The sequence below is a fragment of the Prevotella sp. AGR2160 genome (assembly GCF_000424185.1).
Taxonomy (GTDB): Bacteria; Bacteroidota; Bacteroidia; order Bacteroidales; family Bacteroidaceae; genus Prevotella.
Map to the genome: position 1 here is coordinate 56,739 of NZ_AUJK01000016.1, position 12,777 is coordinate 69,515.

A 12,777-nucleotide genomic window follows, 5' to 3' on the forward strand; every position below is an offset into this window, starting at 1 on the left:
CAGGGCACTTGATATTTGTCAATTAGACTTTGCAAAAGCGAAATGAATGTATTATTTTTGCAAGAAATATACGAACAAGACCTAACCACTCTCATTATGACAGAAGAGAATCATACCAAACACCTGGACGACGTTGTCGTACGCTTCTCCGGCGATTCCGGCGATGGCATGCAACTGGCCGGCAACATCTTCTCCACCGTCTCCGCCATCGTCGGAAACGGCATCTCCACCCTCCCCGACTATCCCGCCGACATCCGCGCCCCGCAAGGATCGCTCACGGGCGTCAGTGCCGCACAAGTACATATCAGCGACGACATCGACAACGCCCTAACCCCCGGCGACAAATGTGACGTCCTCGTGGCCATGAATGCCGCGGCGCTGAAGACGCAGCTCAAATACTGCAAGCCGCAGGCCACCATCATCATCGACACCGACAACTTCGGTCCCGCGGACCTAAAGAAGGCGGAGTTCAAGACCGATGACTATCTCGGCGAACTTGGCATCGACACCGACTGTGTCGTGGCCTGTCCGATGACGAAGATGATCCTCGCCATGGACTTCGCCAAGACGACGCCACGGAAACAGGTGCTGAAAACACGTAACATGTTCGCCCTGGGCATCGTCTGCTGGCTCTTCCAGCGTGACCGACATCTCGTGGCCAACTTCCTGCGGCAGAAGTTCGCCCGGCATCCGGAAGTGGCGGGGAACAATATCGAGGTCTTCGAGAACGGTTACCGCTTCGGCAGTAACACCCACGCCTCCGTGCCCGCCACTTACCGCATCGATACCGTCAAGCACCATCCGGGACGCTACATGGATATCACGGGCAACAAGGCAACGGCCTACGGTCTCATGGCGGCAGCGGAGAAAGCGGGGCTGAAACTCTATCTCGGCTCCTATCCCATCACGCCGGCATCGGATATCCTCATCGAACTCGCCAAGCACAAGAGCATGGGCGTCATCACCGTGCAGGCCGAGGACGAAATCGCCGCCTGTGCCTCCGCCATCGGCGCGGCCTTCGGCGGTGCCCTCGCCGTGACATCCACGTCGGGCCCGGGCATCTGTCTGAAGAGTGAGGCTATGAACCTCGCCGTCATGGATGAGCTGCCGCTGGTCATCATCGACGTGCAGCGTGGCGGTCCTTCCACGGGCTTGCCGACGAAAGGGGAACAGACGGACCTGCTACAGGTACTCTTCGGCCGCAACGGCGAGAGTCCGATGCCAGTCATCGCCCCGACATCACCCACCGACTGCTTCGATGCTGCCTACTGGGCCTGTAAGACAGCGCTGGAGCATGTGACCCCCGTGGTCCTTCTCAGCGACGGCTATATCGCCAACGGCTCCGGAGCGTGGCGGCTGCCGCAGATGAAAGACCTCGCCGTCATCCGGCCTCATCTCGCTCCCGAGGCCATGCGCCATCAGTACAGTCCCTACCGCCGCGATCCCGTGACGCTGGCCCGCTATCAGGCGCTACCGGGTGAGCCGGGCTTCGAGCATATCCTCGGGGGACTGGAGAAAGACAACCTGACGGGTGCCATCAGCAACAATCCCGAGAACCACGATCTCATGTGCCGGTTGCGCCGTGAGAAGGTGGCCAGGATTCCGGTGCCGCGCCAGCGTGTCGTCACCTGTATGCCGAATGATCTTGTCGGCGACGGCGAATATCCCGACGCTGATCTCCTTCTCGTGGGTTTCGGAGGACAGTACGGTCAACTCTATACGGCCATGCAGACGCTCTGTGCCGAGGGTTACCGCGTGGCGCTGATGCATCTGAAGTATATCAACCCGTTGCCGGAGAATGTCGCCGACATCGTCAGCCATTATCCGAAGGTGATGATCTGCGAGCAGAACCTCGGGCAGCTCGCCGCCTGGCTGCGCATGAACATCGACGGTTTCGCGCCGCTACAATATAATAAGGTGGAAGGACGACCTCTGCCCATCGAGGGCATCGTCGAGGCCGCCAAGAAAATTTTAAAATAAAAGTCCTATGCAATATACTCCGAAAGATTTCAAGACCGGACAGCCGCGCTGGTGTCCGGGCTGCGGCGACCACGCCTTCTTGGCCTCACTGCTTCAGGCCATGGCAGAACTTGGCATCGCTCCGTCGAAGACTGCCGTCATTAGCGGTATCGGCTGCTCTGGCCGCTTGTCCTATTATATGCACACCTACGCCATGCAGACGATCCACGGCCGTGCCGCTGCCGTGGCGACGGGCCTGAAGGTGGCGCGCCCCGACCTCACGGTGTGGCAGATCAGTGGCGACGGCGACGGCCTGGCCATCGGCGGTGACCACTTCATCCATGCCATGCGACGGAATATCGACCTGAACATGGTGCTCCTCAACAACCGCATCTACGGACTGACGAAGGGTCAGTACTCGCCGACCTCGCCACGAGGCTTCATTTCGAAGTCGTCGCCTTTCGGCACCGTGGAAGATCCCTTCCGTCCCGCCGAACTTTGTTTCGGTGCCCGCGGCCGTTTCTTCGCCCGTGCCGTAGCCTCCGACGGCAGTCATACCGTGGATATCCTGAAGGCGGCGGCCCGTCATAAGGGCGCCAGCGTGTGCGAGATTCTGCAGAACTGCATGATCTTCAACAATGGGGCTTACGAACCGATCTATACCTCCGAGGGTCGGAAGACGAACGCCATCTATGTGGAGCATGGGAAACCGCTGGTCTTCGGACCCCATCATGAGTATGGTCTTGTGCAGGAAGGCTTCGGCCTGAAAGTCGTGAAGATTGGTGAGAACGGTATCACTCTCGACGATATCCTCGTACATGACGCCCATTGTGAGGACAACACGCTGCAGCTGAAGTTGGCGATGATGGACAGCAGTCAAGGATTTCCCGTTGCCCTCGGCGTTATCCGCGACATGGCGGCGCCGACCTACGATGCGTGTGTCAACGAGCAAATCGCCGAACAGGAAGCGCTGGACAAACCACACACGTTCGAGGAGCTCCTGGAGACGAATGTCATCTGGGAACAGAAATAATGAGGTATGTTACGTCGTAACGTTGTTACATAAGAAAGCCCTGCCAGTAGTGGCAGGGCTTTTTTGCTTCCTTGCGCTTGCAAAGCGCAAGCACCCGACGGCACGCCATTCAAGGCGCCATTTATTCGTGGATGTCTTTGACGGCACGGCCGCTGGGCTCGTTCATGTTCTTGAAACTCTCGTCCCAGGCGAGGGCCTCAGCGGTGGAGCAGGCGACGCTCGGCACAGAGGGCACACTCTTGGCAGCACTGTCGCTGGGGAAATGCTCGGCGAAGATGCTGCGGTAGTAATACTCCTCCTTGTTGCGCGGCGGGTTGATGGGGAAGCGCTCGGCGGCATGAGCCATTTGCTCGTCGCTGACGGCGGAGGCCGTGATCTCCTTCAACGTATCGATCCAACTGTAGCCGACACCATCGGAGAACTGCTCCTTCTGCCGCCAGGCCACCTGCTCGGGTAGCAAGTCGGAGAAGGCGTCACGGACGACTTTCTTTTCAATGGTCTTGCCCGGACACATCTTATATTTCGGATCGAGGCGCATGGCAACGTCGAGGAACTCCTTGTCGAGGAAGGGCACACGGCCCTCCACGCCCCACGCTGCCAAACTCTTGTTGGCGCGGAGACAGTCGTAGAGGTAGAGTTTAGAGAGCTTACGGACAGTTTCCTCGTGGAAAGCCTGAGCCGTCGGCGCCTTATGGAAATAGAGGTAACCGCCGAAGATCTCGTCGGCACCCTCACCGCTGAGCACCATCTTGATACCCATCGACTTGATGACACGAGCCAGGAGATACATCGGGGTAGAGGCGCGGACGGTGGTCACGTCGTAAGTCTCAATGAAATAAATCACGTCACGGATGGCATCGAGGCCCTCCTGAATGGTATAGTTGATCTCATGGTGCACGGTACCGATATGATCGGCAACGAGCTTGGCCTTGGCCAAGTCAGGGGCACCCTTGAGACCAACAGCGAAAGAATGGAGACGGGGCCACCACGCCTGGGTACTCCCGCCGTCCTCAACACGATGCTGAGAATATTTCTCAGCTACAGCAGAAATGACTGATGAGTCGAGTCCACCGGATAGCAGGACGCCATAGGGAACATCGCTCATCAACTGTCTTTTCACGGCATCAGTGAGTCCTTGCTTCACGGCCTCCACGCTCTCCTCGTAAGAGGCAGGCGTGCAGACGGGAGCGGACATCCAATCTCGTACATAGTATTTTTTCTGACCCGGCGTACGGCTCCAGTAGTAGTGCCCCGGGAGGAAGGGCTCGTAATGATCGCACTGTCCCTCAAGTGCTTTGAGCTCACTGGCAACATACACCTTGCCGTCAAGATCATAACCGATATAGAGTGGAATAACGCCGATGGGGTCGCGGGCGATGAGGAAGCTGTCGCTCTCCGCATCGTAGAGGGCGAAGGCGAAGATGCCGCTGAGACGCTCGAGCATGGCGGTGATAGCCTTGTCGTCGATGGGGCCGCGGGCTTTCATGTCGCGGTAGAGGGAGAGGATCACTTCACAGTCACTGCCCGTCTGATAAGGATAGTCGGGGAAGGAGTGACGGATGTCGAGATGATTGTAGATCTCACCGTTGACAGCGAGCACCTGTTTCTTGTCGGCGGAGAAGAGCGGCTGCTTGCCGGACTCTGGGTCAACGATACTCAGACGCTCATGGGCCAGAATGGCACTGCCCCCACAGTAGATGCCGCTCCAGTCGGGTCCACGGTGGCGGATCTTGGCACTCATGCGCAGGGCTTTCTGTCGCAACTCATCGGTCTGCGCCTCAATGTTGAAAATACAAGCGATTCCACACATAATTCTTTCTTTTTTTTTATCGGTTATACGTTAAGTTTTATATTCTTTGATTCCTTGCGCTTGCAAAGCGCAAGCACCCGACGGCACGCCATTCCAGGCGGCAGAACGGGTGATGTTTATGAACGCCAAAGCGAGGCGCGTACGGGGCGTTTCTCGCATTTGTTGCCCCCTCCCTATGCGGGGAGGGGATGAGGTGAGGCATGAATTTTTTAGTTGTAGCAGCTCTCGCCGTGCTCGTAGATATCGAGACCCTCTTCCTCAATACGCTTGTCAACACGGAGGCCGACAGTCTTCTTGATGGTGACGAAGAGAATGATACCGCAGATAGCAGCCCAAGCGTCAATGCAGATGATACCGAGGCACTGAGCGCCGAGGAATCCGAAGCCATGGCCGTAGAGGCAACCCTCAGAGGTGCTGAAGAAAGCGGTCAGAAGCGTACCGGTGATACCACATACACCGTGGACACTGCTGGCACCGACAGGATCATCGATGTGGAGTTTCTTGTCGATGAACTCGATGGAGAACGGAAGGATGACACCGCAGATGACACCGATACAGAGAGCACCGACATCGCTGACAGCATCACATCCGGCGGTGATACCAACAAGACCTGCAAGGATACCGTTCAGGGTCAGAGAGAATGACGGCTTGCCATATTTGATCCAACTGGTGAACATCGTAGCCAGACCGGCAGCGACGGCAGCAAGGTTGGTGGTCATGAAGACGTGGCTGATGGCCTCGCGGTTAGCCTCACCACTGGCAGCGAGCTGAGAGCCCGGGTTGAATCCGAACCAGCCCATCCAGAGGATGAACACACCGAGGGAAGCGATCGTCAGGCTGTGACCGGGGATAGCACGGCTCTTGCCGTTCTTGTCGTACTTACCGAGACGGGGACCAAGAACGATGGCACCGATGAGAGCAAGGACACCACCAACAGAGTGAACGATGGCGCTACCGGCGAAGTCATGGAACGTATGTCCGAAGGTCGTCATCATGAAGCTGGCAGCATCGCTGTTCATCAACCAGCCGCCACCCCATGTCCAGTGACCTTCCACAGGATAGATAAGGAGAGAGATGACGAAACTGTAAACACAATACATGTTGAACTTCGTACGCTCAGCCATGGCACCGGAGACGATGGTGGCGGAAGTAGCGCAGAAGACGGTCTCAAACATCAGGAAACCCTCTGTCGGCAGGCCGGCGGCGTTATGATAGAAGCTCAGGTCACCCCAGTTAGGCGCGCCGATGAATCCCTGGCCGTCAGAGCCGAACATGAAGCCGAAACCGACGAACCAGAACAGTACGGAACCGATCATGAAGTCGACAAAGTTCTTAAACAGGATGTTGGTCGTGTTCTTACTACGCGTAAAACCGGCCTCACAAAGCGCAAAGCCCGGTTGCATCCAGAAAACGAGTGTGGCCGCAAGGAGCATCCACACAGTATCTATAGAAATACCTAAATCTTGTGTTGTCATAATCTTGTGTTTTTTGTGTTGTTACCCTTCTCTATTTCTCTTGCTCTGCGTTGTAAAGAGCAATATCACCGCGCTCACCAGTACGGATACGGATCGTGTCGTCCACAGGGATGATGAAGATACGTCCATCACCGATCTCACCGGTCTGGGCAGCATGCTGGATGGCAGCGACCGTCTTCTCCACATTCTTGTCGCGAACGACAATATTCATCAGCACGCGCTCGATACTGCTGGTGTCATACATTACGCCACGATAGATACGAGCCTGGCGCATCTTGCCCTCTCCTCTCACGTCGTAGTAGGAGAACCATTCGATGTCGGCAGCCAAAAGGGCTTCCTTGACGTCCTCGAATTTGGTCTTTCGGATGATAGCTTCAATCTTTTTCATCTTTCTACCTCTCTTTTTAGATTAAACATACTAAGAAACGATCTATTTCTTTCGTTTTGTAAACTTTCTGCTGCAAAAGTACAACATTTTGACAAAACAACACAAACAAACAACTCACTTTGTTAGTACAAAAAAATATCAAGTTACTTATTGTAGAAATATCGCCTAGAAAACTATCAAAAGTGTAAGGATCCAGCAATCGCAGGCTTACAGTTTCACACTTTGAAAGAAAAAGAAGAATAAAAGTGGGGCAAAACTCTTGCAAGAGCCAACAAAACGTCGTAAATTTGCAAGCGAAAGGATAATTAAAGAAAGTAAAACCAATAAAATAGATAGCAAATGGCAAAAAAGATAGCCTTCACTAAGATGCAGGGTGCCGGAAATGATTACATCTACGTCAACACCTTATTATATAGGATTGACGATCCGGCGGCCGCCGCCGTCAAATGGAGTGCGCCCCATTTCGGTATCGGCAGTGATGGTCTTGTCTTGATCGGCCGTCCAACGGATTCCGAGACTGCTGATTACTCCATGCATATCTATAACGCCGACGGCTCGGAAGCCATGATGTGTGGCAATGCCAGTCGCTGCATCGGTAAGTACCTTTATGAGAAAGGTATGACGATGAAGACAACGATCCGCCTGGAGACCCTCTCCGGCGTGAAGATCCTCAAGCTCCACGTGGGTGATGACAACAAAGTCAGGAGCGTCACCGTCGACATGCTGGAGCCCCGCCTCCAAGTACCGGAGCAGTACACGGGTGCCACGGTTATCGGCCCCGACGACAGTCTCCGTCCGCAGTTGGCCGACAAGGAGGGCGTCTTCGTCAGCATGGGCAACCCCCACTTCGTGAATTTCGTAAGAGATGTAAGAGAGATTGAGATAGAGAAAGAGGGCAAGGCCCTCGAGCACCATGCCGCCTTCCCACAGCGCTGCAACATCGAGTTCGCGCAGGTAGTGGGGAAAGACCAGCTCCGCACACGCGTCTGGGAGCGCGGCAGTGGTATCACGATGGCATGTGGAACGGGAGCCTGCGCAACAGCAGTCGCTGCCGCCCTCCGCGGCCTGACTTCCCGCAACGTGGACATCCTCATGGACGGCGGCACGCTCCACATCGAATGGAACGCCAACGACAACCACGTCTACATGACCGGTCCTGCCGCCTTTGTCTTCGACGGGGAGATAGAAGAATAAGAAGCAAACCAACCAATAGAAAGGAAACGAAAATATGGCACTAGTAAATGATCATTTTTTAAAGTTGTCCAACAACTACCTGTTCGCGGACATCGCCAAGAAAGTAAATGCCTACCAGGTGGGCCACCCGAAGGAGCGCGTCATCAGTCTCGGTATCGGCGACGTCACGCAGCCGTTGGCACCGGCAGTCATCGAGGCCATGCACAAGGCCGTTGACGAGATGTCGCAGAAAGCCACCTTCCGCGGCTATGGTCCCGAGCGCGGCTACGACTTCCTCCGTGAAGCCATCATCCGCAACGACTTCCTGCCGCGCGGCATCCACCTCGATCCCAACGAGGTCTTCGTCAATGATGGTGCGAAGAGCGATACGGGTAACATCCAGGAACTGCTGCGCTGGGACAACAGCGTCGCCGTCACCGACCCGATCTATCCCGTATACATCGACTCCAACGCGATGATCGGCCGTACGGGAGACTTCAAGGAAGGCCACTGGAGCAATGTCACTTACATGCCATGTACGGCAGAGAACCACTTCATCCCGCAGATCCCCGACCACCGCGTCGACATGATCTACCTCTGCTACCCCAACAACCCCACGGGCACCGTGCTGTCGAAAGAGGAGCTCCGCAAATGGGTGAACTACGCCCTGCACAACGACTCCATCATCTTCTACGATGCCGCCTATGAGGCTTACATTCAGGATCCCGACATCCCCCACTCCATCTACGAGATCCGCGGGGCCCGGAAATGCGCCATCGAGTTCCACAGCTATTCCAAGACGGCCGGCTTCACCGGTGTCCGTTGTGGCTACACCATCGTCCCGAAAGAGCTGACCGCCGCCACCCTCACCGGTGAGCGCGTCGCCCTGAATCACCTCTGGGACCGCCGTCAGAGCACGAAGTTCAACGGCACGAGCTACATCAGCCAGCGTGCTGCCGAAGCTACCTATACGCCGGAAGGCAAGGAGCAAGTGAAGGAGACGATAAAATATTATATGACCAACGCCAAGCTCATGCGCGAAAAGCTCACGCAACTCGGCCTCCAGGTCTACGGCGGTGAGAACGCCCCCTATCTGTGGGTGAAGACGCCGGGCGAGAAGGAGAGCTGGAAGTTCTTCGAGGAAATGCTCTACGGAGCCTCCGTGGTTTGCACCCCGGGTGTCGGCTTCGGACCCAGCGGTGAGGGCTACATCCGACTCACGAGTTTCGGCAACCGAGAGGACTGCGAGGAAGCGCTCGACCGTATCGGTAAATGGCTGAAATAGCAGGTGGCCGCCCTGTTGCGGCCACGCATTGATAAAACAACACAACACAAAATGCTTATGCTTATGAGAAATTTGATGAGAATGGGCATGCTCGCCGTCGTAGCGATGGCCGCTGCCACCAGTACAATGGCCCAGGACAAGCCTGAGGCAACGCTTGGTGTGGATCTCGTCAGCCAGTATGTCTGGCGTGGCCAGGATCTCGGTGATGTCTCCGTTCAGCCTACGCTCGGTGTCGGCTACAAGGGTCTCTCACTGACCGCATGGGGCAATGTCGGACTCTCCGACAACGAAGACACGAAGGAGTTCGACCTCACCCTCGACTACACCTACAAGGCCTTCAGCGTCGGTGTCACCGACTACTGGTTCAACAAGGGCACAACATGGGACGGTGAACCCGTCTCCGACGCACGCTATTTCCATTACAATGCTCATAGCACCACGCATGTCTTCGAAGGCTATGTCGGTTACGACTTCGGTCCTGTGGCTTTGAAGTGGTACACGAACTTCGCCGGCAACGACGGCGTCAACAAGAGCGGCAAGCGCGCTTATTCTTCCTATATGGAGGCTAACGTACCGTTCCGCTTCGCCACCTGCGACTGGACAGCCACCGTCGGCGCCGTGCCTTACCGCACGAGCTTCTATGCTGATGCCAATGGTTTCGCCGTGACCAACATCGCCCTGAAGGCCACGAAGGACATCCAGGTGACGAAATCTTTCGACATCCCTGTCTTCGCCCAGATCATGACCAACCCGTCAACCCAGAAGGCCTACTTCGTCTTCGGACTGACCTTGCACCCGTAATATCCTTTGCAGGGGCCGTCCCTTGTGGCGGCCCGTCGGCGGAACGCCGAATCGAACCGGGAATTTTCCCATACGTGAATGCCGTTCCGGCATCGGGCCGCCACTAGGGACGGCCCCTGCAAATCCAATCATAAGAATCAAAACCCAATAAAAAATAAACAGAAAGAAAACATGGCAAACTTAAGATTTGACGCCGTAGCTTCAGCCTCAAAGAAGAGACCAGTAGAAGTGATTGCTCCCGTGGAAAGACCATCGGAGTATTTCGGTAAAAAAGTGTTCAACCGCCAGAAGATGTACAAGTATCTTCCTGCCGATGTCTATGAGAAGCTCATTGATGTCATCGACAATGGCGCACGCCTCGACCGCTCCATCGCCGACGAGGTCGCCAAGGGCATGAAACAGTGGGCCGACGAGAATGGCGTAACCCATTACACCCACTGGTTCCAGCCGCTGACCGAGGGCACGGCAGAGAAGCACGATGCCTTCATCGAGCATGACGGCAAGGGCGGCATGATTGAGGAGTTCTCCGGCAAGCTGCTCGTCCAGCAGGAGCCTGATGCCTCCTCCTTCCCCTCCGGCGGTATCCGCAACACCTTCGAGGCCCGTGGCTACAGTGCCTGGGATCCTACTTCTCCGGTTTTCATCATGGATGACACCCTCTGCATCCCGACGATCTTCATCTCCTATACGGGTGAGGCCCTCGACTACAAGGCACCGCTGCTGCGCGCCCTCCACGCCGTCAACGTCGCTGCTACCGATGTTTGCCATTACTTCTATCCCGACGTGAAGAAGGTGCAGAGCAACCTCGGTTGGGAACAGGAATACTTCCTCGTCGACAGCGACCTCTACGCCGCCCGTCCCGACCTCGTGCTCACCGGCCGCACGCTGATGGGTCACGACAGTGCCAAGAACCAGCAGATGGACGACCATTACTTCGGTACCATCCCCGAGCGTGTACAGGCCTTCATGAAGGATCTTGAGATCCAGGCCCTCGAGCTCGGTATTCCTTGCAAGACACGCCACAACGAGGTGGCTCCTAACCAGTTTGAGCTCGCTCCTATCTTCGAAGAAACTAACCTTGCCGTGGATCACAACATGCTGCTCATGAGCCTCATGAAGAAGGTCGCCCGCAAGCATGGCTTCCAGGTGCTCCTCCACGAGAAACCGTTCGACGGCATCAACGGCTCCGGTAAGCACAACAACTGGAGTCTGAGCACCGACACCGGCGTACTCCTCCACGGCCCCGGCAAGACACCGGAAGACAACCTGCGCTTCGTCGTCTTCATCGTCGAGACGCTGATGGCTGTCTACAAGCATAACGGTCTGCTGAAGGCCTCCATCATGAGTGCCACCAACGCCCATCGTCTTGGCGCCAACGAGGCACCTCCCGCAATCATCTCCTCCTTCCTCGGCAAGCAGCTCAGTGATCTGCTCGACCATATTGAGAAAGCTGACAAGAACGATCTCTTCAAGCTCGAGGGCAAGAAGGGCGTCGACCTCGACATCCCCGAGATTCCGGAGATCATGCTCGACAATACCGACCGTAACCGTACGTCTCCTTTCGCCTTCACCGGCAACCGCTTTGAGTTCCGTGCCGTCGGCTCCGAGGCTAACTGCGCCAGCGCCATGATCGTGCTGAACACCGCCGTGGCAGAGGCTCTGACCAACTTCAAGAAGCGTGTTGACGCTCTCATCGCCAAGGGTGAGGAAAAGAACAGCGCCATCCTCGACGTCGTCCGTGAGGATATCAAGACCTCTGCTCCCGTCCACTTCGATGGCAACGGCTACAGCGACGAGTGGGTCGAGGAAGCTGCCAAGCGCGGCCTCGACTGCGAGAAGAGCTGTCCGAAGATCTTCGAGCGCTACCTCGACAAGGACAGTATCAAGATGTTCGAGGATATGGGCGTGATGAAGGAGAACGAGCTTGCTGCCCGCAACGAGGTGAAATGGGAGACCTACACCAAGAAGATCCAGATCGAGGCCCGTGTGATGGGTGACCTGAGCATGAACCATATCATCCCCGTGGCTACCCACTACCAGAGTCAGCTGGCTAAGAACGTCCAGAACATGATGGACATCTTCGGCAAGGACGAGGCCAAGAAGCTCAGCGACCGTAACATCAAGATCATCAAGGAGATCGCCGAGCGCACGGAGACCATCGAGAAGGGTGTTGAGGATCTCGTCAACAGCCGTAAGGTTGCCAACAAGATCACCGATGAGCATGAGAAGGCCATCGCCTATCATGACACCGTAGAGCCCTGGATGGACAAGATCCGCTATCAGATCGACAAGCTCGAGCTCGTCGTCGCCGATGAGCTCTGGACGCTGCCGAAATACAGAGAGTTACTCTTCATCAGATAATAAAGACAAAAAAAGCCGGGCCTCGCGGTGCCACGCGGGGTCCGGTCAACAAAAGAAATTGACAATCTATTTCTTTTATTGGTTGTTAAGTTTGCGGCGGGGTGTGATCGTGAGATCAAGCCCCGTTTTTTTGTGCTTTCATCATATACTATTTCGGCCCAAGGGGGATTGTCCGTGGCAGGCGGATGCCGCTGCCTAACCAAAGAACTTGATATGATAGCGTGCTAAAACTATTTTTTTTGCTTACCTTTGCGGTCATGGAACAAGAAAAGATAGACTTCTACAAAGGTTTAGCGATATATATCCTCCCCGAGGGCGTGACTAACTACTTTGACGTGGTGGACTTCAACGAGCAGCCAGCCAAAGATCACGGGAAGCTTTACAAGACCGAGCTTCACATATATCTTGATGAGAAGGACAATCGTCCAGAGGGCTTTGATGGCGTCAAGTCAAACGGCTTCGGTGAAGAGAGGATGATATACGACTTCCCTG

The 12,777-nt window shown here is 55.7% G+C and carries 9 protein-coding genes and 1 pseudogene; 7 read left to right on the top strand and 3 right to left on the bottom strand.

Annotation, left to right across the window (positions count from 1 at the left end; translation table 11 throughout):
- The first annotated feature begins 96 nt into the window (after positions 1-96).
- Both G604_RS0109770 and G604_RS0109775 read left to right on the top strand, forming a co-directional pair.
- Positions 97-1,980 (top strand): 2-oxoacid:acceptor oxidoreductase subunit alpha, encoded by a 1,884-nt coding sequence (locus G604_RS0109770; protein WP_028910400.1) that lies wholly within the window; start codon positions 97-99, stop codon positions 1,978-1,980.
- Between the two features lie 7 nt (positions 1,981-1,987).
- Entirely contained in the window at positions 1,988-2,992 is a 1,005-nt protein-coding gene (locus G604_RS0109775; RefSeq protein WP_028910401.1) for a 2-oxoacid:ferredoxin oxidoreductase subunit beta, read from the top strand.
- Between the two features lie 121 nt (positions 2,993-3,113).
- Here the strand turns inward: G604_RS0109775 and asnB are convergent, their stop codons facing one another.
- The 3 genes from asnB to G604_RS0109790 form a co-directional block, all read right to left on the bottom strand.
- Positions 3,114-4,802, bottom strand: a complete 1,689-nt coding sequence (asnB, locus tag G604_RS0109780) for an asparagine synthase B (RefSeq protein WP_028910402.1) — start codon at positions 4,800-4,802, stop codon at positions 3,114-3,116.
- 209 nt (positions 4,803-5,011) lie between these two features.
- A complete protein-coding gene (locus tag G604_RS0109785; protein WP_028910403.1) occupies positions 5,012-6,277 on the bottom strand; it encodes an ammonium transporter in 1,266 nt (421 codons plus the stop codon).
- A gap of 31 nt (positions 6,278-6,308) precedes the next feature.
- Positions 6,309-6,665 carry a P-II family nitrogen regulator gene (locus G604_RS0109790; protein ID WP_028910404.1) on the bottom strand — a complete coding sequence of 119 codons (357 nt, stop codon included), beginning with the start codon at positions 6,663-6,665 and terminating at the stop codon, positions 6,309-6,311.
- A gap of 339 nt (positions 6,666-7,004) precedes the next feature.
- Here G604_RS0109790 and dapF point away from each other — a divergent pair, with 339 nt between their 5' ends.
- The 5 genes and pseudogenes from dapF to G604_RS0109815 form a co-directional block, all read left to right on the top strand.
- Positions 7,005-7,859, top strand: a complete 855-nt coding sequence (gene dapF / locus G604_RS0109795) for a diaminopimelate epimerase (protein ID WP_028910405.1) — start codon at positions 7,005-7,007, stop codon at positions 7,857-7,859.
- A 34-nt stretch (positions 7,860-7,893) separates the two neighbouring features.
- Entirely contained in the window at positions 7,894-9,123 is a 1,230-nt protein-coding gene (locus G604_RS0109800) for an LL-diaminopimelate aminotransferase (protein WP_028910406.1), read from the top strand.
- 57 nt (positions 9,124-9,180) lie between these two features.
- A complete protein-coding gene (locus tag G604_RS0109805) occupies positions 9,181-9,924 on the top strand; it encodes a hypothetical protein (protein WP_036905275.1) in 744 nt (247 codons plus the stop codon).
- A gap of 171 nt (positions 9,925-10,095) precedes the next feature.
- Complete coding sequence (locus G604_RS0109810) at positions 10,096-12,285, top strand: glutamine synthetase III (RefSeq protein ID WP_028910408.1); 2,190 nt, start codon at positions 10,096-10,098, stop codon at positions 12,283-12,285.
- 257 nt (positions 12,286-12,542) lie between these two features.
- A pseudogene (locus G604_RS0109815) lies at positions 12,543-12,777 on the top strand (DDE transposase); the annotation flags it as partial.